The sequence below is a fragment of the Bacillus sp. NEAU-Y102 genome, assembly GCF_054788175.1.
On record NZ_JBTWFK010000015.1, the window covers coordinates 78341 to 97385 of the forward strand.

The 19045-nt window shown below is 34.4% G+C and carries 28 protein-coding genes; 15 read left to right on the plus strand and 13 right to left on the minus strand.

Going from position 1 to position 19045, the window contains the following annotated elements; translation table 11 throughout:
* Positions 1–98: 98 nt before the first annotated feature.
* The gene (locus tag ACYFX0_RS28125) at positions 99–971 is read right to left on the minus strand and encodes a YitT family protein (protein WP_000411240.1); all 873 of its coding nucleotides are present in this window, start codon (positions 969–971) and stop codon (positions 99–101) included.
* Between the two features lie 241 nt (positions 972–1212).
* Here ACYFX0_RS28125 and ACYFX0_RS28130 point away from each other — a divergent pair, with 241 nt between their 5' ends.
* A complete protein-coding gene (locus ACYFX0_RS28130; RefSeq protein WP_016077177.1) occupies positions 1213–1542 on the plus strand; it encodes a zinc ribbon domain-containing protein in 330 nt (109 codons plus the stop codon).
* A gap of 73 nt (positions 1543–1615) precedes the next feature.
* Here the strand turns inward: ACYFX0_RS28130 and ACYFX0_RS28135 are convergent, their stop codons facing one another.
* Entirely contained in the window at positions 1616–2650 is a 1035-nt protein-coding gene (locus ACYFX0_RS28135; protein WP_057187512.1) for a YdcF family protein, read from the minus strand.
* 677 nt (positions 2651–3327) lie between these two features.
* Here ACYFX0_RS28135 and ACYFX0_RS28140 point away from each other — a divergent pair.
* A complete protein-coding gene (locus ACYFX0_RS28140; RefSeq protein ID WP_002005871.1) occupies positions 3328–3561 on the plus strand; it encodes a spore germination protein in 234 nt (77 codons plus the stop codon).
* Positions 3562–3727: 166 nt separating this feature from the next.
* On the opposite strand, the gene cydB is transcribed toward ACYFX0_RS28140, so the two are convergent.
* Positions 3728–4756, minus strand: a complete 1029-nt coding sequence (gene cydB, locus ACYFX0_RS28145) for a cytochrome d ubiquinol oxidase subunit II (RefSeq protein WP_106082380.1) — start codon at positions 4754–4756, stop codon at positions 3728–3730.
* On the minus strand, positions 4746–6095 hold the full coding sequence (gene cydA / locus ACYFX0_RS28150; RefSeq protein ID WP_001286166.1) for a cytochrome ubiquinol oxidase subunit I: 1350 nt from the start codon (positions 6093–6095) through the stop codon (positions 4746–4748). The genes cydB and cydA overlap by 11 nt, the downstream gene beginning before the upstream one ends.
* A gap of 224 nt (positions 6096–6319) precedes the next feature.
* On the opposite strand from cydA, the gene ACYFX0_RS28155 reads away from it, so the two are divergent.
* On the plus strand, positions 6320–6883 hold the full coding sequence (locus tag ACYFX0_RS28155; protein WP_000838173.1) for a beta-class carbonic anhydrase: 564 nt from the start codon (positions 6320–6322) through the stop codon (positions 6881–6883).
* Here ACYFX0_RS28155 and yidD read toward each other — a convergent pair.
* The gene (gene yidD, locus ACYFX0_RS28160) at positions 6880–7116 is read right to left on the minus strand and encodes a membrane protein insertion efficiency factor YidD (RefSeq protein WP_000809334.1); all 237 of its coding nucleotides are present in this window, start codon (positions 7114–7116) and stop codon (positions 6880–6882) included. The two genes, ACYFX0_RS28155 and yidD, sit on opposite strands and share 4 nt — an antisense overlap.
* Positions 7117–7244: 128 nt before the next feature.
* Between yidD and luxS the strand changes: the two genes are divergently transcribed.
* The 4 genes from luxS to ACYFX0_RS28180 all read left to right on the plus strand — a co-directional run bounded on the left by luxS (position 7245) and on the right by ACYFX0_RS28180 (position 9724).
* Positions 7245–7718 carry an S-ribosylhomocysteine lyase LuxS gene (gene luxS / locus ACYFX0_RS28165; RefSeq protein WP_001141371.1) on the plus strand — a complete coding sequence of 158 codons (474 nt, stop codon included), beginning with the start codon at positions 7245–7247 and terminating at the stop codon, positions 7716–7718.
* A 236-nt stretch (positions 7719–7954) separates the two neighbouring features.
* The gene (locus ACYFX0_RS28170; RefSeq protein ID WP_000362242.1) at positions 7955–8716 is read left to right on the plus strand and encodes a MerR family transcriptional regulator; all 762 of its coding nucleotides are present in this window, start codon (positions 7955–7957) and stop codon (positions 8714–8716) included.
* Complete coding sequence (locus ACYFX0_RS28175; protein WP_000145220.1) at positions 8713–9408, plus strand: DMT family transporter; 696 nt, start codon at positions 8713–8715, stop codon at positions 9406–9408. Before ACYFX0_RS28170 ends, ACYFX0_RS28175 begins: the two co-directional genes overlap by 4 nt.
* A 1-nt stretch (position 9409) precedes the next feature.
* On the plus strand, positions 9410–9724 hold the full coding sequence (locus ACYFX0_RS28180) for a DMT family transporter (RefSeq protein ID WP_000312334.1): 315 nt from the start codon (positions 9410–9412) through the stop codon (positions 9722–9724).
* Positions 9725–9749: 25 nt separating this feature from the next.
* Here ACYFX0_RS28180 and ACYFX0_RS28185 read toward each other — a convergent pair whose 3' ends face one another.
* The 4 genes from ACYFX0_RS28185 to ytzI all read right to left on the minus strand — a co-directional run bounded on the left by ACYFX0_RS28185 (position 9750) and on the right by ytzI (position 10949).
* Positions 9750–9980, minus strand: a complete 231-nt coding sequence (locus ACYFX0_RS28185; protein WP_000957185.1) for a DUF3953 domain-containing protein — start codon at positions 9978–9980, stop codon at positions 9750–9752.
* Between the two features lie 342 nt (positions 9981–10322).
* A complete protein-coding gene (locus ACYFX0_RS28190) occupies positions 10323–10553 on the minus strand; it encodes a DUF3953 domain-containing protein (protein WP_000912056.1) in 231 nt (76 codons plus the stop codon).
* 14 nt (positions 10554–10567) lie between these two features.
* Positions 10568–10798 (minus strand): DUF3953 domain-containing protein, encoded by a 231-nt coding sequence (locus ACYFX0_RS28195; protein WP_000944462.1) that lies wholly within the window; start codon positions 10796–10798, stop codon positions 10568–10570.
* 1 nt (position 10799) lies between these two features.
* Positions 10800–10949: a YtzI protein gene (gene ytzI / locus ACYFX0_RS28200; RefSeq protein ID WP_000472793.1), complete on the minus strand. Its 150-nt coding sequence runs from the start codon at positions 10947–10949 to the stop codon at positions 10800–10802.
* 83 nt (positions 10950–11032) lie between these two features.
* Between ytzI and ACYFX0_RS28205 the strand changes: the two genes are divergently transcribed.
* The 3 genes from ACYFX0_RS28205 (at position 11033) to ACYFX0_RS28215 (ending at position 12564) form a co-directional block, all read left to right on the plus strand.
* Positions 11033–11350: a hypothetical protein gene (locus tag ACYFX0_RS28205; RefSeq protein ID WP_000448411.1), complete on the plus strand. Its 318-nt coding sequence runs from the start codon at positions 11033–11035 to the stop codon at positions 11348–11350.
* A gap of 84 nt (positions 11351–11434) precedes the next feature.
* Entirely contained in the window at positions 11435–11914 is a 480-nt protein-coding gene (gene mutTA, locus ACYFX0_RS28210; RefSeq protein ID WP_000276385.1) for an antimutator 8-oxo-(dGTP/GTP)ase, read from the plus strand.
* A 113-nt stretch (positions 11915–12027) separates the two neighbouring features.
* Positions 12028–12564, plus strand: a complete 537-nt coding sequence (locus tag ACYFX0_RS28215) for a DUF3267 domain-containing protein (protein ID WP_106082381.1) — start codon at positions 12028–12030, stop codon at positions 12562–12564.
* An 85-nt stretch (positions 12565–12649) separates the two neighbouring features.
* Here ACYFX0_RS28215 and ACYFX0_RS28220 read toward each other — a convergent pair whose 3' ends face one another.
* Entirely contained in the window at positions 12650–13321 is a 672-nt protein-coding gene (locus tag ACYFX0_RS28220; RefSeq protein WP_106082382.1) for an HAD family hydrolase, read from the minus strand.
* Between the two features lie 92 nt (positions 13322–13413).
* On the opposite strand from ACYFX0_RS28220, the gene ACYFX0_RS28225 reads away from it, so the two are divergent.
* Together ACYFX0_RS28225 and ACYFX0_RS28230 are read left to right on the plus strand one after the other, a co-directional pair.
* Entirely contained in the window at positions 13414–14526 is a 1113-nt protein-coding gene (locus ACYFX0_RS28225; protein ID WP_142399155.1) for a recombinase family protein, read from the plus strand.
* Between the two features lie 227 nt (positions 14527–14753).
* Positions 14754–14981, plus strand: coding sequence for a hypothetical protein (locus ACYFX0_RS28230; protein WP_000849112.1), 228 nt, complete (start codon positions 14754–14756; stop codon positions 14979–14981).
* Positions 14982–15015: 34 nt separating this feature from the next.
* Here the strand turns inward: ACYFX0_RS28230 and ACYFX0_RS28235 are convergent, their stop codons facing one another.
* The 3 genes from ACYFX0_RS28235 to ACYFX0_RS28245 are packed head-to-tail and all read right to left on the minus strand — an operon-like array spanning position 15016 to position 17598.
* A complete protein-coding gene (locus ACYFX0_RS28235; RefSeq protein ID WP_000368777.1) occupies positions 15016–15822 on the minus strand; it encodes an ABC transporter permease in 807 nt (268 codons plus the stop codon).
* Positions 15815–16579 carry an ABC transporter ATP-binding protein gene (locus ACYFX0_RS28240; protein WP_000009025.1) on the minus strand — a complete coding sequence of 255 codons (765 nt, stop codon included), beginning with the start codon at positions 16577–16579 and terminating at the stop codon, positions 15815–15817. The genes ACYFX0_RS28235 and ACYFX0_RS28240 overlap by 8 nt, the downstream gene beginning before the upstream one ends.
* Positions 16580–16590: 11 nt before the next feature.
* Positions 16591–17598: an ABC transporter substrate-binding protein gene (locus ACYFX0_RS28245; RefSeq protein WP_000733138.1), complete on the minus strand. Its 1008-nt coding sequence runs from the start codon at positions 17596–17598 to the stop codon at positions 16591–16593.
* 120 nt (positions 17599–17718) lie between these two features.
* On the opposite strand from ACYFX0_RS28245, the gene ACYFX0_RS28250 reads away from it, so the two are divergent.
* The 3 genes from ACYFX0_RS28250 (at position 17719) to ACYFX0_RS28260 (ending at position 19032) form a co-directional block, all read left to right on the plus strand.
* A complete protein-coding gene (locus ACYFX0_RS28250; protein ID WP_000455579.1) occupies positions 17719–18015 on the plus strand; it encodes a DUF3986 family protein in 297 nt (98 codons plus the stop codon).
* Positions 18016–18025: 10 nt separating this feature from the next.
* Positions 18026–18256: a hypothetical protein gene (locus ACYFX0_RS28255; protein ID WP_106082384.1), complete on the plus strand. Its 231-nt coding sequence runs from the start codon at positions 18026–18028 to the stop codon at positions 18254–18256.
* Between the two features lie 305 nt (positions 18257–18561).
* Entirely contained in the window at positions 18562–19032 is a 471-nt protein-coding gene (locus ACYFX0_RS28260) for a DUF2196 domain-containing protein (protein ID WP_106082385.1), read from the plus strand.
* Positions 19033–19045 lie beyond the last annotated feature (13 nt).

A 19045-nucleotide genomic window follows, 5' to 3' on the forward strand; every position in this document is an offset into this window, starting at 1 on the left:
AATATATCTACGTACTGGAAAAAAACTTACAACTATAGCAATTTAATAATAAGAAGAGGGTGTGCCAAATTGTTGGCCCACCCTCTTTTTCATAATGATTAATGAATATCACGTTTCTTGAAATTACCGCCTTTTACTTCTGCTACGTCATAAACTGTAATAAAGGCGTGTGGATCGATTTCATTAATAAGTTCTTTCATTTTACTTTCTTCTAAACGGTTAATTACACAAGAAATTTCTTTGAATTTCTCTCTTGAATAACCACCGTATACTTCGTTATATGTTGCACTTCGGCCTAAACGATCGCGAATTGTTTCTACCATTAATTCAGGCTCTTTTGTGATAATTTTAAATGCTTTTGAACCACTTAAACCAACTTCAACGATATGAATCACTTTCGAAGCGATAAAGTAAGCAATTGCCGAAAGGATAGCTCCTTGAAGGCCGAATACCGTTGATACGAAAATAAATACGAACATGTTTAAGAATAAAATAAGGTCACTCGTTCCAAATGGTAACTTACGAGAAAGCAATACAGCTAGCATATCGATTCCATCTAATGCCCCACCGTTACGTAATGCTAGTCCCATACCAAAACCGATAATAATACCACCAACAACTGTAACTAATAATGTATCGCCTTCGATAATAGCTGGTATTCCGTGCATGACAACGGTACCTATTGCTAATGAAGCGATTCCAATAATAGAATAAATTGCAAAGCTTTTACCGATTTGCTTATATCCTAACCAAACGAAAGGAATGTTAATAACTGCGATTAGAGCTCCTAATGGCAATCCAAATAATCTTGAACTAACGATACTTAAACCAGTCACACCACCGTCTGATACGTTATTTGGAATTAATACTGCTTCTAATCCGTACGCTGTGATAAATGCCCCAATAATAATCATCAAAGCTTTCGAAGCAATTTTTAGCTTATTGGGCTTGTTTTTGATAATTTTCTCCATATAATTTCCTCGTTTCAAACTAGTTTCTTGTTTGTTACATAATTCACACCTAAATTTTATTTTAACATTTAATTTGAAAAAATTCTCCTTTAATGGATGTATGCAGGGAATATTATGACCATATTATTATTTTAAATACAACTGTAGAAGATTAGAGAGTGGTCATAATTTTAATATGAAAAAGTAGAATGAATAGTATGGATATATACATTTGGGGCACTAACCTTAGGGAGGGGGTTATGTGGGATACTGTACGAAATGTGGAAATGAAACGAACGAGGGCAACAAGTTTTGCGGGCAGTGCGGGGAGAGTCTTAGCTATAAAACGGTAGGGGGAAGTTTTTCGAATAGCAGTTCTAATAGTAGTATAGAAATTTTTTCTTTAGTCGGTTTCATCACTGGATTAATATCTTGGTTTATAAACTTATGGGGGCTTATTGGTAGTGTAGCTATCGTATTTTCTATATTGGGTTTAAACAAAAAAGTGACGGGTACGAGTAAAACATTTGCTATTGTTGGAGTGATTTCTGGAATAATTAATGTGTTGTATGCTGTTACGTTATTTATTTAAATTTGATGAACAAAAAGGTATAAAAAAGTCCCCTGTGCATAAAGCATTCAGAGGAATTTTTATTTGATAGCTATTAAGAAACAATAAAACTAATTACTGTTAGGAATAAAGCGAAGCCTAAAATAGTTCCACATATTTTCATATGGCGCTTACGTCCCATAACAACAATTGCGACATATTCACGAATCATTGCGTTAGGCCAGTAATAAAATGCAGTTTTTGATCCGATTCCTTGGCTATTAAGGCCAGCTTGTCTTGCATATATACCAGCGCGGAAAAGATGGAAATTATTCGTTGTAAAAATACTTCTATACTTACCTTCTGTTTTTAAAGAATCCATAATTTCTTTAGAGAACAACATATTTTGATATGTGTTTACAGAGCGATTTTCTTGCACTGTATGTTCAAGAGGAATTCCTTTTTCAACAGCATAATTTTGCATCGCTTCCGCTTCTGGAAGGCCTTCATCTGGACCTTGACCACCAGAGAAAATAATTGTTGGTGGTGTATTCACAGCTGCTTGTTTCCAATAAAAGTCGATAGCTTTATTAATACGACTTGCAAGTAAAGGTGGTACTTTATCATTAATTAAGCCGCTACCGAGAACGATGATGAAATCTTGATTACGTCTTGGTCTGTTGAATTGATATAAAAAATATGCGCTTAAGAAGTTAGATAAATGCACAAAGAAATACATAGTTATAAGAGAGATAGCAGCAAAGATAAATTGAAAATGCTCTGAGAATAAATTTGCTGGATTTATGATAGGGAGCATTATAAAGAATAAAATCCCTAAAGCAGCAATTAAAGTTAAAGAGTTTGTGAAGCGTCTTCCTTCACGTTGCATTAAAATTTTTGCATTAAGAAAGAGTCCGAACATTAAAGCGACTATAGCAAAAGGAATCATTACAAGTAGTGCTAACATGGGGATGATAACGATAAAATGTAAATCGTTATTACCAGACTCAAATGAGGCTATAGCGCAAAACAATAGAAATGAACAGATAAAGGCATTAAATAAAAAGCCGTTTATTATTTTCCGCGGATCTTTTAAATACGAGATAAGAAAAATAATAAACAATATAAGAGGAATAATTCCAAAATACAGCATAAATATAGTACACCTCAACTTGTATAAGAATTTGACATACCTTTTATATTACATGATTATATAAGTAAAAATGAAAGAAAAAGGATTTTGAATTTTCTCAATAAAATATATGGATACATATGTTACAATATATTCAAAGCGATATATTAAAAGTAAAATGGTTGAAGAGGCACTCAGTAGAGTGCTTTTTCTTTTTGTATGTAATTGTGCATATTATATTTTTTTTCAAATGAAGAGGATTACAATATAAGTTGTAGACAGACTTTATAAAGCAGAATTTAATACAAACATTTCCCTCTACTTTTTGTATCTAACAATCGTATAACAATAAATAATTCTGTTTTATAGTGTCTGTTTTTGAAAGGTGGCTTCTTTGAAGGCACCTTTTTTTTATTAGTATAGATAGTTTTCACTGTTAGCATAGTGTAAACTATCTATACTAAACATTAGCAATCTTCCGTATAAATATTATCAATTTACTATATATTCCAGTGGTGTTAACCTACATATGAAAGGCTTTCTTTTTCAAAATATTACCCCTAATAAAATTTTGAAGAAGTCAACTGTCTCCAAACTTGTCTTTATGCTTAAGGAAAAAGCACTCAATTTGAGTGCTTTTTCTTATTAAAACATGCTATTTTTCTAGGCGATTTTCATAAAATAAAAGTAAAGAAATGAAAGTGGGTGACAAAATGCCAGCAGTTGTGGAAGGTGTTATTATTGAAAACTGCAATGGAACAATTAATGTAGGTGATAAATATAACGTACAGCCGATTGAAAAGACGAAAGCTTACAATGGATCGGGATCATCAAATACAGGAATGAAAGTACAAACGTTTAGCGGAATTAGTACAGCTGATGTATGGGATAATGATGTGAATGATCAGGGGATACAGTTTACTTTATAGCACAATATGTAAAATTGCATAAAATGATGAAGTTGCCCTATGATACAATCTAGCTGTGAGCTGTTAATGATTCTTCTGTATTATAGTTGTTAGATTAGAAATATAACATCTTATTAAAAATCATACGTATAAAAAAGACACTTCAACCGAAGTGTCTTTTTTTATTTTAGTGATACCCTTTAGCAGAGTCTTTATGAATTTTATTTTTAAAGATACTGTAGCTCCAAAGCTGATATCCAATAACGATTGGTACCATGACCATTGCAACGAAGAACATAATCTTTAAGTTTAATTGACTACCAGCTGCGTTGTATAACGTTGTACTGTATGCATCGTTAATACGAGATGGTAACATTCCTGGGAACATACCTGCAAAGCCAGTTGTCATAAACATTGCGATTGTTAGGCAAACGAATGTGAATGCAAGGCCAATTTTATGTTTGTACACCATAATAAGTGCGAGTACACTCATTAACATTGCAAGTACTGGAAGAATGAATAGTACCGGATATTCCGTAAAGTTTTGGAACAAGTTTGTCCGATTAGCAGTTGCTACATAGAAGATAGCTAAAATAATAGCTGCTGCCATTGAAAACGGTCTCGCGATTTTATAAGCACGGTCGGATACTTCACCAGTCGTTTTAATCATGACCCAAAGGGCACCGGATACGACAAATATAGCAGTGAAGAACAATCCTCCTAAAATACCGTAATGGTTTAATAAGCTAAGTAAATTTCCTTCATAACCATTTTTTCCGATTTGTAGTCCGTAATAAAGATTAGCGAACGTAACACCGAATAGGAAAGCAATTAAAAAACTCCCAATTGCAAATGCCCATTTACAAGTTTTTTGCCAAATCGGTGAATCATCTTTATGCATGAATTCCAGCCCAGCGGCACGAGCAAATAGTGCAAGTAATACTAAGAATAACGGTGTATAGAGATAACTAAACATATTTGCATATGTGACTGGGAAGGCAGCAAATGTTGCGCCACCAGCTGTAATTAACCATACTTCATTACCGCCCCAGAATGGACCAATTGCTTCTTGTAATTGATTTCGTTCTTGTCGATCTTTCGTAACGAAAGGGAAAATCATTCCGTTACCAAGTGCATACCCATCAAGAATGAAGTAAACTGTCCAAATCACGCCCCATAAACCAAACCAGATGATTGCAAGCATATCATGAGACATGAGCCACACCTCCCTCAGTAGCAGGTTCTTCTAATGCTGCAGGTCCTTTTTTCGCGAACTTCAGCATTAAGTATACGTCTGCAATTAAAAGTAAAGTGTAGAACAAAATTAAACTAATTAATGAGAACCAAATTTGTGGAACTGATATAGGCGATACAGATTCTGCTGTACGCATTAGTTTATATACTGTCCATGGTTGACGACCTACTTCAGCGACAATCCATCCTGCGTTAATCGCGATATAAGGAAGTAAGACAGACCATATTGTGATTTTTAAATAACGTTTTGAGTTTTCTAGTTTTCCTTTTCGGTTTAAATAGAAGCCGTACCAAGTTAATGCCATAAAGAACATACCAAGTGCAACCATTAAGCGGAAGCTATAATACACGAGGTTAACATTTGGACGTTCATCTTTCGGAATATCTTTTAAACCAACAATTTCGCCATCAAATGAGTTTGTATAGAAGAAGCTTCCGAGTTTTGGAATCGTAAGGAATTCAAAGTTCTTCTCATTTTTTACATCAGGAATTTGAACAATTGAGAAGCCTTGTCCTTTTCCAGTTTCCCAAACTGCTTCCATCGCAGCTCCTTTTGCTGGTTGATATTTAGCTGCTGATACACCAGATTGATGTCCCATAAACGGTGTAATTGTTGCGGCGAATAAACCTAGCATTAAACCAAACTTAAATGATTTTTTGAAGAATTCCACTTCGTTTTTACGTAATAAGTGATAGGCACTAATTGCCATAACGAAGAAAGCACCTACGATATAACAACCAATGACAGTATGGAAGAACATATTCCAAGCATATGGATTTGTAACGAGTGCCCAGAAGTCATTTAATTCAGCGCGGCCGTTACGTACTACGTAGCCAACAGGGTTTTGCATAAAGCCGTTTGCTGTAATAATCCAAAGTGCGGAAATATTTGTTCCAAGTGCAACCATCCACATACAGAAGGCACGGAACTTTGGTGAAATTTTGTCTTTACCGAATAACCATATTCCCATGAAAGTAGATTCTAAGAAGAAGGCAACAAGTGCTTCAATTGCGAGAGGTGATCCGAAAATATCTCCCATATATTTGGAGTACTCAGACCAGTTTGTTCCAAATTGGAATTCCATCGTAATCCCGGTTATAATCCCCATTACGAAGTTAATTGTAAATAATTTACCCCAGAAATTTGCCATTTTACGGTATGTTGGATTCAATGTGCGGGCGTATTGAGTTTCCATACATGCTACTAAAATGACAAGTCCGATTGTCAAAGGTACAAATAAAAAGTGATAAAAAATAGTAATTGCAAATTGAAAACGACTCAGTAACAGAACGTCGGACATAATGAATATTCACTCCTTTTTTACATTATCTACAATCAGTTTATAGTGAAAATACGTTTAAAATAGAGGGGACTTGTTACAAAGGTGTGTGTATATTTTGAAAGAATTATGTCGATTATCTGAAAATATCCTATTTTTACTATAAAGCGATATCCTTTTTGAGTTTTTCATATTTTGGTACACTATATAAGTAATGTAAATGAGAGAAAAGAGGGTTTTTTACTATGAAGTCATTAGAAGAGATTTTACAATACAATGAAAAATTTGTTGAAGAGAAAAGATACGAAGAGTATGAAACGGGAAAATTCCCGAATAAAAAAATGGTAATTATCTCTTGTATGGATACTCGTCTTGTTGAATTATTACCAAAAGCAATGAATATGCGTAACGGTGATGTGAAAATTATTAAAGTAGCAGGAGCTGTTATCTCACATCCATTCGGAAGTATTATGCGTAGTATTTTAGTTGCTGTATATGAACTTGGTGCTGATGAAGTTTGTGTAGTTGGTCACCACGATTGCGGTATGGCAAAAATTCAGGCAAGCAGTACAATTGAGAAGATGAAAGAGCGCGGTATAACAAATGAGAAATTAGATACACTCCGTTATTCTGGAATCGATTTAGAAAGATTCCTACAAGGGTTCTCTAGTGTAGAAGAAAGTGTAGAACATAGTGTATCAATACTTCGCAACCATCCATTACTTCCAGAAGAAGTACCTGTTCACGGTCTTGTTATAGATCCTGATACAGGAAAATTAGATTTAGTTGTGAATGGTTACGACAATTAAGAATTTACTTTGTCATCCTTTTTATCTGGGACAGGATCAAATCCTCCCGGGTGGAAAGGGTGACATTTTAATATACGCTTACAAGTAAGCCAAAAACCTTTGAGTGCACCATGTTTTTGAAACGCCTCTAATCCGTAATGAGAACAAGTTGGATAAAAGCGGCATGTTGGTGGTGTCATCGGAGAAATGAACTTTTGATAAAAGCGTATAATCCCAATAAAAATCTGTTTCATAATGGTCTCCTTTTCAGCATACTCTTAAAGTATTATAGCACGACTGTACATAATACTTTACTAATGTGAATTTCCGTTATATCATATTGGATATAACGGAATTAAATTAAAAGCGGGAGAGATGTTGTATGCCATCAGTAGAAAGCTTTGAATTAGATCATACGATTGTAAAGGCACCTTATGTAAGACATTGCGGAGTTCACAATGTAGGTAGTGACGGTATTGTAAATAAATTTGATATTCGTTTCTGCCAACCGAATAAACAAGCAATGAAACCAGATGTTATTCATACGTTAGAGCATTTATTAGCATTTAATTTACGTAAATATATTGATCGTTATCCGCATTTTGATATTATCGATATTTCACCGATGGGCTGCCAAACAGGATATTATCTTGTAGTGAGCGGAACACCGACAGTTCGAGAAATCATTGATTTATTAGAACTAACATTAAAAGATGCGGTTCAAATTACAGAAATTCCGGCTGCAAATGAAACGCAATGTGGTCAAGCGAAGCTTCATGACTTAGAAGGAGCACAACGCTTAATGAACTTCTGGCTAAGCCAAGATAAAGATGAACTTGAGAAAGTGTTTGGATAAAGAAAAACTGCCTGTTAAAGGGCAGTTTTTTTATTTGTAAAAGAGAAAAGTACAGGTTTTATAGAAAAACGATGAGTTTCACTTATGAGCATTTTTAAGAAATGAAAGGCAGTAGGTGAATATATTAATGAGAGCTCCTGTTTGAAAAACAGGAGTTTTTTGTGTGAATGGAGTATTGACTTTAACGTATACGTCAAAGTTTATAGTGAAGATAAATAAGGCGTGAGGAGGAAACGATGGATAAGTATAGCATTGGTGAAATTTCAAAAGAAACGAATGTAACGACGAGAACACTTAGATATTATGAGGAAATTGGATTATTAAAACCGTCGTACGTTGCTGAGTCAGGATATCGTTACTATTCAAAAGATGATGTAATTACATTGCAACAAATAACAACGTTTAAAAAGCTTGGTTTTAAGCTTTCGGAAATAAAAAAAGTGTTAAAAGAGGAAAAGGGGAATTCAGAAGAAAGATGGAAAAGTGCAATTCAAAATGAAATTCAAACAATACAAGCGGAAGTAAAAAGATTAAAGGACTTAGAAAAACTATTATATACAGCATTTCATTCCATTGAATTAACAGGAGAGCTTAAAACAGAAGATTTAATGTTATTCATAAAATCAGTACAGGGAATTGAGCAGAGAGAAAATTTCCGACAAAAATATTTTACGGAGGAAGAACAGAAGGTTATAGAGGATTTACCAACACTTGAAGAAAACGATGAAAGAACAAAAGAATGGTTACAAGTATTAAGAGAAATTCGTCAGCGTATAAATGAACCAGTAGATTCACCGGAAATTCAAATGTTAGCGGAAAGGGTAGTGGCTTTTTCAATGCACGTATTTCATGAAGATGAACAATTAATAAATAAGTATTGGGATTTAATTAAACCTGAAGAGGGAGAGATTGCAAGAGTATACGGACTTGATTTAGAAACGATGAATTATATAGAAAAGATGATAGATTGTTATTTAAAAAAGGAGGAGGGTAAATGACTGGCGCGGGAAAAGAGAAGCTATATGGAATTAAGCATGCGCGGATGGAGAGGCAATATTTTTATAAGCATCTGGGGATTTTCATTTTTGCACAGATTCTATTTATTTTTATAGTAGGGCTTGTACCAGCTCAAGAGTTGCCAAGCGGTTCCTATTTCCTTCATATGAAAGAGTGGATTTTAAATAAACAAATTGGATTTTATAAAAATGAAACGATTAATACGATTACAAGTGTCTGGACATCAGTGCTTATTATTCATTTTATATGGGCGATGTCTTACATTCTTTTTCCGAAAAAGAAGCGTAATTCTTCGAAACAAGAAACAAGAGAAGAGATAAAAGAAGAAGTGAAAAAGAAAAAGGAGATTAGCATAAATAGGGCGTGGATGTATTTAGTATTTGGGGGCTTAATTGAAATATATTGGGCGACAGGATTAAAAACAAATTCAATGAGTATTTTGACACTCATTGCAATTTTAGTGAGCTTTCAACTACTAATTGAAGCAACTAAAAAAATTCCAATTGGTACGGCATATGCAGTATTTACTGGAATTGGTACAGTTGGAACGATATTGGTAGATATTTTATATTTCAAAGAACCATTTTCGCTCATCAAAATTTTCCTCGTTTGCTTATTGGCACTATTTATTATCGGATTGAAATTTAGTGGGAATAAGGAAGAGGTGAAATAAAGTGGCATGGATCTATTTAATTATAGCTGGGCTCTTTGAAATTGTCGGTGTAATTGGGATAAAGAAAGTAGCAAAAAATAATAGTTGGACGAATAATATTATTTTAATAGGTGGTTTTATTATTAGTTTTCAATTTTTAACGATGGCGCTTCAAGAAATTCAGTTATCGATCGCATATGCAGTTTGGACTGGAATCGGAACGCTCGGGGCAGCAGTTGTCGGTATTTTATTTTTTCAAGAACCTAAAAACGCTTTTCGGATTATTTGTATTGTTGGGATTATGGGGACGATTATTGGATTGAAAGTAGTGAGTTAAAGAAGAGCACACAAGCTCTTCTTTTTTATGGAAGTATGTCAGAAATCCCAACGAAGAAAGTGATTATCCCAACTATAAAACAAAAGATAGCTTTCGATTTTTGCTTTTGTTGTATTTCAGCAACTCCCGAAAGAATAAATGTGATGCTTAAAAGGATAAATACATAAGAGAAAAGAATAGAAATTCGTGTAAAAAGACTAAAAAAAGCAAGAATAAAAGCAATAGCAGATAGTAAGATTCGAAGGTTTGTTAGCATAGTATCCTCCAATTTATTAACTGTTTAAAAAATCCAAATTAGTGAGAGGTAATGGTCAGTAGGTGATTGGAAATTACATGTTATCTTTAGTGAAAGTAGTTCGATATTACAATGAAGAGCATAAGACTAGAAACGAAAAAATGCGAGATACCCATTGATTTTCTTCCGGATTTCAGTTCATTAATTCCTAGAAGAATAAAGAAACAACTGAGAGCAAATTGCATGTATGGGAGAAGTGTGAAGTTGTCGGTAGCAAGAGAATAAGTGCAAAGAGAGAGTGTGAGAAGCATGAAAAAATAGCGTAATCCAGTTAGCATTGTATACCTCCTTTAAAGGGACTATTTATCGAAATATTTCTGAGAAGCCAAGAAATAAAGCACCAGCTCCTGCTAACAGAGCAAGTATACTACCACCTTTTTGCTGCTTTAAGATTTCCTCTATACTAATAACGAAAGCCATCATCCCTAAAAAGATGAACATATAAGGCATAATTTCTCTATTACTAGTAAAGAAACTATAGATTGCTATACATAAAGCAATAAGTGATAAAGTAATCCGTACTCCTTTTAGCATGCATGTACCTCCTTTTATTTTATATAGCTAATGATGAGAACAATCCAAATGAAAGCACCGGAAATAATACAAATAAGCCCAGTTGCTGCCTCCTTTTTCTTTATTTGTTCAAATGCGATGAGAAACATTAAAGCCCCTAATAGAAATTGTGAAAGAGGTAGAAAATTATTTTGACCTGTATATAATCCAATTGCCGACATAACGAACACAGTGAGTGCGATTGTGATGCGGAGTATACGAAGCATATTAGGAATTCTCCTTATTCTTTTTTGTATAAGGATTATCTTCTAGTTTATCGACGTAATGTTTATAAGCATAGCCTTTATTAATTGTCATGATGGAGAGTACGAGGATGATTAGGACGATGATAATACCGATAATTAATATTTTGAACATAAAACCCCTCCTTTTCTTTATTTTACATAATTTTGTAATTGATGAAAACAATAGAAAATAAAAGGATGAAAGAAGGGTGTTACATGGAAACGAAAAAAACATATTATATATCAATAGGAAATGGTCAAATTTCACAAGTGAAGACGGCGGATACGTATAATTTTGAAATTTATGCAAATGATGAGGAAATTACGGAATTAAGAGAGCACTTCGATCAAGCATATGTAGAAGATTTAGGTTCATTTGTACGCTCCCACGTTCCATTTGTTGAGTATCATCACGATTCAAATAATGACCGATATGATGAACAACTACAAAAAGCATATAAAATGATTTACGATTTAGGAAATCATGAGACGAAAGAATTAGTCGCGCAAATGGGAATAATCAATGGATTGTAATTGGATAATATTATGCAGAAAAGCGAGAATATGCTACAATTTGTGGTAGGAAAAACTTGTAACCATCAATAGGGGAGTAATGGCATGTACAAATTTAAAGATTATTACCACAACACTGTACAATTATCGTTTGAACGTTATCCATTTTCTCCTGAGCCAAAGCATGTTTGGGTTGTATGCCGGTACGGGGATCAATGGTTATTAACACATCATTTACGTCGTGGTCTTGAATTTCCAGGTGGTAAAGTAGAACTAGGGGAAACACCGGAAGAAGCGGCAGTTCGAGAGGTTCATGAAGAAACTGGCGGCATAGTTTCTGATTTAACTTACTTAGGACAATATAAAGTATCTGGAAAAGACAAAATAATCATTAAAAACATTTATTTTGCAACAATTAGTGCGGTAGAAGAACATACGCATTACGAAGAAACGAAAGGGTCTGTTTTATTAAAAGACATTCCTGACAACATTAAAACGAACAGAAAATTTAGCTTTATAATGCGCGATGACGTATTAGCGCGTACGATGAAACATATAGAAGAAATCGGCTGTTTTACGAAGTAAAGTAGCCGGTTTCTTTTTTTGTATGTAATAATAAATGTAAATATATCTTTATGTTATTTTTGGGTATATTATACAATTTTGCGAAGATATACTTACATTTTAGGAGGGGGAAGATGGATAAAAGAAAAGAAACGACTGTTACTGTTTCGATGGTTAAATTAAACTTTTCTTTATTTTTTATAATAATTGCTTTGTCGTTTGGAATAGGTTATTTGCATATATTTCTTTCAGGTGGGGTTCAAGTTGAAGTTACATTATTAACGATGTTTCTGTTTATTATTGCAATGATTGTTCTCGTCTGTATTCATGAAGCGATACATTTAATAGGATTTCGCTATATCGGAGGTATTCCGTGGAGTGAACTAAAATGGGGCGTTAATTGGAAATTAGGTGTTGCATATGCTCATTCTAAACAGGCGGTTACAGTAAAGCAAATGAAGAAAGTGTTAATGCTTCCGTTTTTACCAACTGGAATTTTGCCAATTGTATTGGGATTAGCTATGAATCTGGAGCCACTCTCATTTTTAGGAATTCTACTAACAGCAGGTTGTATCGGTGGCATTGCCTTATATCAAAAAGTTTCAAAGTTTCCAGATGATGCGCTAGTAAAAGATCATCCGAGTAAACCACAGTTTACAGTATATGAATAAAGAAAGAGGAGGCGTTTTTGAGCAACGGCCTCCTCTTATTATGGTCACTTTTTGTTGGTAAATCGCTGATATAATTTATTTGCTATTATTGTATTTTTATCTCTACCTCTAAAAATGAAAGAACCTCTAATAAATCATCTACGATACGTGAATGCTTAAAATCACCCCAAAACGAATCTTTTTTCCAAACACCAAGAATCCCTACTTGTTCAGAACCAAGCACATCGTTTTCTGGATGATCTCCAACATAAAGACATTCTTCTGCCTTAACATCTAGTCTTTGCAAAGCACGTTCGAAAATTTCAGGGTGAGGTTTTTTAATTCCTTCAGTTTCTGAAACGAGAATGGTGTTTGTATACGTATGTATATGTAGTGCTCGAAGGTTGCTCATCTGAAATTCAGTAAAACCATTTGTGATAATACCAATTTTAATGTTTCGCTGTTTTAACTGTTGAAGTAGTTCATGCGTGTTTTTGAAAGAAATACAATGATGTTGGAAGTTTGTAATATAGTCGTGTAGCAGTTGCTCTTGCGTTAAAGTAGTAATGTTGTATTCGGAAAGGAGAGTAGCATACACTTTATCCTTCCACGTATAGCCATTATTATCAAGTTCAAGAAATCGAGAACAATACTCGGATTTTTCTATGCCCATCAAATGTGAGGCGAAGCGATTATATCGGTCACAAATAAATTGTTCTAAAGATTGGCGCCGATCTAATAGTGTGCCATCTAAGTCGAATAAGATTGCACGAATCATGGGAAACCTCCTTGCAGTTTTTATAATTAATTATCGCATATTCACAAAAAAATGATTATGATATTTTGTAGAATGGAATAATGGGGGATTGTATGAAGAAACTGTATGGCAAGTTAATGTGTTGTATGATAGCAAGCAGTTTAGTTGCAGGATGCGATAGTGCTATTGAGGTTACGAAAGAAAAAGAAATTTGTAAAACAGAAGAAGAGTGCACGCAAATAGGAGATAAAACATTACAAAAAGTATATAAAAAGATAGGGGGACTTTCAGAACTTGAAAAAGTAGAGGATTATGACATAGAAGAGTATGAAAGTATGAATATGAAAGAGGCGGAACAGAAAAAAGAAGAGGATGACAATTATTTCTTTTTAGCTTCTTATTATATCGATGATGATGAAATTGTAGATCCTTATTTTGAGAAATTGGATCGTAAGAGATTGAATAAAGCTTTTGCAGATGACGAAGTAGCAAAAGATGATTTGTTAAGCCAGCGGCAAGATAGAGAGTATCATGAAACTTTATGGGACATGTATCGCACTCTCATTCCAGTGAAATATCGTGAGAATATAACAGGGTTTGATCTAATAACGGATGGTTATGATGGCGTTGTTGCTCATGTCATGCCAAGTATGGATGACCCGAGAGATTGGTTGCTTAGTTTAGACGTGCTCGATTCTGGGGTGAATATAGATGAAGTGATGAAAACATTAATTCATGAAACGGCTCACGTATTAACGATTGGGCATAAACAAGTACCAGTGGATAGGAAATATTTAGAGGCGTTTGATGAAGAGAAAGACATTTCATCATATCGAAATAAATGTAAAACGGTGTTCTTGAAAAATGGATGTGCGAGAAAAACTTCGTATATTAACCAATTTTATAATGAATTTTGGAAACCAATTGAACAAGAGTGGACAGAAAAGAAAGTAGAAGAAAGTGAAGAGGCACAAATTAAATTTTATAAAGAAAAGCATGATGAGTTTGTATCGCTGTATGGAACAACAAATGTAACGGAAGATATCGCAGATACATTTACAGCGTTCATTTTACAAGATTCAAAAAAAGTGAAAGAAGGAACAGAGTTAAAATATAAGAAAATTGCTTTCTTCCATCAGTTCCCTGAGCTTGTAAAAATGAGAGCGGAAGTGCTGTCAGGATTATATGATGTTTCGAAAACGATAGAACAACAAAGTGGAGACTAATGTGAGTTATGCGTTCGATATAGTTTCGTTAAAGTAAAGCGTGAAGAATTTTTAATTCTTTACGTTTTTTCATGTTGATAAAATTGAAAATTCTGTATTTTTATTAAAAAGAAGAAGGAACTGGCGGTATAAAATAGAATTAGTATAAAAATGTCACAATTTAGACACAATTATAATGCGCGTGTTGTAGGGACTATAAGTTTACTCTCGAGGAGGTAATGAAACGTATGAAAACGATTCTTGCTGTTGCTGGTCTCATTTGGGTAATGTCTCACGGTTTTCCGATTTTTGAAGGGGAGCAAATTCGTAGTGCTTTGAATGAAAAGTTTAATGATTATCATGTGATAGATCGAAAAGATAATGTCGTTACAGTACGTGTGAAAGACTGTTTCCATACAGTTACGGTTGCGGATGGAAACATTACAAATGAAACGAAAATGTGTGATAAAAGGTAAAAGAAAGAAGCTGACTATAGCGCACTGTTTTGAGTCAGCTTCTTTTTCTTTTTCCAATTAGAATTTTTTCAAATGCCTCGACAAATACATACATAAGAGTTGCAAGAACACATGTGAGTAGTACGCTAAGTAAGACGAGTGTGAAGTTAAAGACTTGGAATCCGTAGCTAATTAAGTAGCCAAGTCCTTGTTTGGAAACGAGAAGTTCTCCGAAAATAACACCGACCCAGGATAAACCAACGTTTACTTTTAACGTTGAGATAATTGCTGGAAAGGATGCAGGGAGAACGACTTGCTTATAACATTGCCATTTATTTGCGCCAAATGTGTCCATCACTTTTATATAGTTAGAATCGACTTCTTGAAACGCACTGTAAATAACGAGAATGGTAATGATGATGGAAATGATTACTCCCATTGCGATAGAAGATGAAATGTTTGGACCGAAAATAACGATGATGATTGGACCGAGTGCAACTTTTGGCATTGCATTTAGGACGACGAGATAAGGATCAAGTACGCGGGCTAGAAGTGGCATCCACCAAAGAAACGTTGCAATAATAGCACCAAGTACTGTTCCGAGAATGAAGCCTACTCCCGTTTCCAGCAATGTCGTCCATATGTGGACCCAAAGTGAACCGTCGATCCATTTCGTTAAGAAGAGATCCCAAATACTTGAAGGAGAGCTAAAGAGTAAAGGATCAATCCATTCTCTTTTGCTAGATATTTCCCATAGTGCAAAGAAAAGAATAAGTAGTAAAAGTTGTAGAGAGCGAGCAATCCAAGCACGCCTACGTTCTTTCTTTCGAAATTGTTCATGTAGTTGTTTTATATTATCCAAGTCGTTCCAGCTCCTTCCATATATCTTGAAAGAGGGCTGGGAAATCGTAGTGATGGCGTGCTTCTAACGGTGATAAAGAACGGATACTTTCCGGGACGATAAAGGTTTTTGCGATTTTTCCAGGATTCGCTTGCAGTAAATAAATACGATCACTCATCGCGATCGCTTCTTCAATATCGTGAGTAACAAGTAGTGATGTTTTCTTATATTTATTTAGCAAGTTGAAAACGAGTTCTTCTAGTTTTAATTTCGTTTGATAATCGAGTGCGGAGAATGGTTCATCTAGTAATAAAATTTTTGGATCAGTCGCTAATGTTCGAACGAGAGCGGCACGTTGACGCATACCGCCGGATAGTTCACGAGGATATTGTCCTTCTACCCCATGTAGACCGACTTGTTTTAAAAGATTTAAAGTATGTTCTTTCATCTGTTCATCATAAATCTTTCGAATATGAAGTCCAAGCATAATATTTTCTTCAATCGTTTTCCAAGGGAATAAGTAATCTTGTTGCAACATATATCCCATAGATGAAGTTTTCGTTGTAATCGGTTCACCATCTAAAAAGACGATACCGTCAATTGGATCAAGTAGCCCAGCAATGATTGAGAGGAGTGTTGTTTTACCACAACCACTTGGACCGAGTATAGAAATAAATTCGCCTTCTTCCACTTGTAAGCTCATATCTTCGAGAATAAGTTTGGCATTCTCTTTTGCAAAAAAGCAGTGAGAAACGTTACGTATTTGTAAAAAACTCATACACTTCGCCTCTATTTCTTAATAACGCTTTCGGCAATTTTTGTATTGACGAGCGCTTCATGTGGAACTTCTTTTTGTAATTCGCCAGCGTCTTTCATAATAGTTTGGAGCTGTTTCCATTCTTCCGCATCTAGTAGTGGATTTGTAGCATAAGAATGCTGTTTTTTATACCGTTCAATTACTTGTATTGTTATGTCTTTTGAAGTGTCTTTAAATAGCGGAGAAACAGCATCAGCAATCTCTTCTGGGCTATGTGTATCAACCCATTGCTGTGCTTTATAGAGCGCACGTGTGAACTTTTCAGCAGCAGCTTTATCTTTCTTTAAGAAACTTTCTTTTGCCATGAACGTTGTATAAGGAACAGTACCAGATTCATTTCCGAATGAAGCGACGATATAACCTTTACCTTCTTTCTCAAGTATACTTGCAGTCGGTTCAAAGAGCTGCACAAACTCTCCAGTACCAGATGCAAAGGCATTTGCAATATTAGCAAACTCAATATTTTGAATTAAGTTTGTATCTTTATGAGGATCAATGCCATTTTTCTTTAAAACGTATTCCCCAACCATTTGCGGCATGCCGCCTTTACGCTGTCCTAAAAATGTAACACCTTTTACGTCATTCCAATTAAAAGAGTCTAGTTTTTTACGTGAAACTAAAAATGTCCCATCTGTTTGTGTAAGCTGTGCAAAGTTAATGATAGGGTCTTTCGCTCCTTGTTGATGAACGTAAATAGACGTTTCAGAACCGACGAGAGCAATATCAATTCCGCCAGATAATAGGGCGGTCATCGTTTTATCGCCACCGGCTGTTGTTTGTAGGTCAATATCTAGGCCTTCATCTTTAAAAAATCCTTTTTCAATCCCGACATATAACGGGGCGTAGAAGAGAGAATGGGTAACTTCGCCGACACGAATGTTTTGAGTTTGTTCTTTCGTACCTTCTTTTTTATTACTACAAGCAGCAAAAGTAAAAACAGCTAGTAACATGATGCAAAAAATCGCGATTAATTTTTTCACTATATAACACCTCCTAGAAGTCACTCTACAAGCATGATATGTAGGTAAGTGCCTATATGTGAGTGTAGATAGCAGGAATTTTTTGGATGGTAAAGAAGTACAAATATAAGGGGTGATAAAATGGAGTACGAATACGATGATAGCGTACATTTACATCTTGATTATTTTGGGACAGAATGTGACATGGAATCGATTGCTTATAAGAGGAAGAATGAAGACGTATGGGATGTGTATTTTAATTTTGGAGTATACGGTATTCAGAAAGACGATGTAGAGTTAGGGAGGTTTATGGACGAATATGCTGGTCATTACGTTTTTTCTGTACATGCTCGCGATCTTAGTTGGGAATTTGGAAGTGCCCAGTTTGAAGAGTGGGTTTTGAAAAATCGGATAGTAGAAAAAACGCTACAAAAATAGGAGGAATTTTGTGATTGGATTTCTCATCTTATTATTTATTTTTGTGGCCGGATTTTTTATCATGCAAATGCTTATTTACCGATTTGCCAAGAAAAACATTCATAAATATACGAAAATAAAATGGTTTCATATGTGGCTACATATGAATATGAAAAAAGGTCTGAGATTAGATTTTTTTGATTTTGTAGTTATAGTACTCGTATGTATCGTATGGAAAATATGGCTGCTTCCTTTTATATAATACACATGCTAATCATTTTCTCTTTTATCATAAAATAACGAAAAGAACCTGTCTTGTGGCAGGTTCTTTTCGTTATTTTAATAGTTGTTAAAAACTTGTATTTATACGTAAAGTAGCACTTGTAAAAATGATTTATGATATGAATTTTTTCATGTATTCACATCATAAATCTCGTCTTTCTAAGTATAAGTTTTATTTTAATATAATAAAATGAATATATAAGACGAATTTTGACAAAAGAATATATATACTTTTGTTATGCTATGAAAGTTATTAATTTGTAATATATATAGGATGATTTTTTCATGTTAAAAAAAGTATTATTTTCTGTACTTATGGGCTTATATGTAATTGCTTTAAGTGCTTGTAAAGGTGAGGAAGAAAAAGTAAAAGCAACAACAGATGAGCAAAAAATAGAAGAAGATAAAAAAGTGGCAGAGGAAGAAAAACGTAAGCAAGAAGAACAGCAAAAAGCAGAGGAAGAAAAGCGTAAGCAAGAAGAGCGACGAAAACAAGAGCAACAGAAAGCTCAGCAACAACCTGTACAACAAGAGAGAACACAAAAGCAAGAAAATACAAAACAAACAACGGGCGGGAAACCAACACGATCACAAATTTCAGTTGGTTCACATGTAGTTATCCAATTAGATAATGATTATAGTAAAACAGTGAGTGGTGTTGTGAAAGATATTTTGATAAATACAGAAACACATACATATGGAATTAAAGTGCGATTACAGAATGGACAAATTGGCCGTGTGCAAAGTGTTGGGTAATAAGAAAGAGGTC

What these genes read in the sequence shown, in the direction of transcription:
- ACYFX0_RS28125 (WP_000411240.1), bottom strand. Translation starts at nt 971, where the DNA reads ATGGAGAAAATTATCAAAAACAAGCCCAATAAGCTAAAAATTGCTTCG.
- ACYFX0_RS28140 (WP_002005871.1), top strand. Translation starts at nt 3,328, where the DNA reads ATGAAAGTGGGTGACAAAATGCCAGCAGTTGTGGAAGGTGTTATTATT.
- cydB (WP_106082380.1), bottom strand. Translation starts at nt 4,756, where the DNA reads ATGTCTCATGATATGCTTGCAATCATCTGGTTTGGTTTATGGGGCGTG.
- cydA (WP_001286166.1), bottom strand. Translation starts at nt 6,095, where the DNA reads ATGTCCGACGTTCTGTTACTGAGTCGTTTTCAATTTGCAATTACTATT.
- ACYFX0_RS28155 (WP_000838173.1), top strand. Translation starts at nt 6,320, where the DNA reads ATGAAGTCATTAGAAGAGATTTTACAATACAATGAAAAATTTGTTGAA.
- yidD (WP_000809334.1), bottom strand. Translation starts at nt 7,116, where the DNA reads ATGAAACAGATTTTTATTGGGATTATACGCTTTTATCAAAAGTTCATT.
- luxS (WP_001141371.1), top strand. Translation starts at nt 7,245, where the DNA reads ATGCCATCAGTAGAAAGCTTTGAATTAGATCATACGATTGTAAAGGCA.
- ACYFX0_RS28170 (WP_000362242.1), top strand. Translation starts at nt 7,955, where the DNA reads ATGGATAAGTATAGCATTGGTGAAATTTCAAAAGAAACGAATGTAACG.
- ACYFX0_RS28175 (WP_000145220.1), top strand. Translation starts at nt 8,713, where the DNA reads ATGACTGGCGCGGGAAAAGAGAAGCTATATGGAATTAAGCATGCGCGG.
- ACYFX0_RS28185 (WP_000957185.1), bottom strand. Translation starts at nt 9,980, where the DNA reads ATGCTAACAAACCTTCGAATCTTACTATCTGCTATTGCTTTTATTCTT.
- ACYFX0_RS28190 (WP_000912056.1), bottom strand. Translation starts at nt 10,553, where the DNA reads ATGCTAAAAGGAGTACGGATTACTTTATCACTTATTGCTTTATGTATA.
- ACYFX0_RS28195 (WP_000944462.1), bottom strand. Translation starts at nt 10,798, where the DNA reads ATGCTTCGTATACTCCGCATCACAATCGCACTCACTGTGTTCGTTATG.
- ytzI (WP_000472793.1), bottom strand. Translation starts at nt 10,949, where the DNA reads ATGTTCAAAATATTAATTATCGGTATTATCATCGTCCTAATCATCCTC.
- ACYFX0_RS28205 (WP_000448411.1), top strand. Translation starts at nt 11,033, where the DNA reads ATGGAAACGAAAAAAACATATTATATATCAATAGGAAATGGTCAAATT.
- mutTA (WP_000276385.1), top strand. Translation starts at nt 11,435, where the DNA reads ATGTACAAATTTAAAGATTATTACCACAACACTGTACAATTATCGTTT.
- ACYFX0_RS28215 (WP_106082381.1), top strand. Translation starts at nt 12,028, where the DNA reads ATGGATAAAAGAAAAGAAACGACTGTTACTGTTTCGATGGTTAAATTA.
- ACYFX0_RS28220 (WP_106082382.1), bottom strand. Translation starts at nt 13,321, where the DNA reads ATGATTCGTGCAATCTTATTCGACTTAGATGGCACACTATTAGATCGG.
- ACYFX0_RS28225 (WP_142399155.1), top strand. Translation starts at nt 13,414, where the DNA reads ATGAAGAAACTGTATGGCAAGTTAATGTGTTGTATGATAGCAAGCAGT.
- ACYFX0_RS28230 (WP_000849112.1), top strand. Translation starts at nt 14,754, where the DNA reads ATGAAAACGATTCTTGCTGTTGCTGGTCTCATTTGGGTAATGTCTCAC.
- ACYFX0_RS28240 (WP_000009025.1), bottom strand. Translation starts at nt 16,579, where the DNA reads ATGAGTTTTTTACAAATACGTAACGTTTCTCACTGCTTTTTTGCAAAA.
- ACYFX0_RS28250 (WP_000455579.1), top strand. Translation starts at nt 17,719, where the DNA reads ATGGAGTACGAATACGATGATAGCGTACATTTACATCTTGATTATTTT.
- ACYFX0_RS28260 (WP_106082385.1), top strand. Translation starts at nt 18,562, where the DNA reads ATGTTAAAAAAAGTATTATTTTCTGTACTTATGGGCTTATATGTAATT.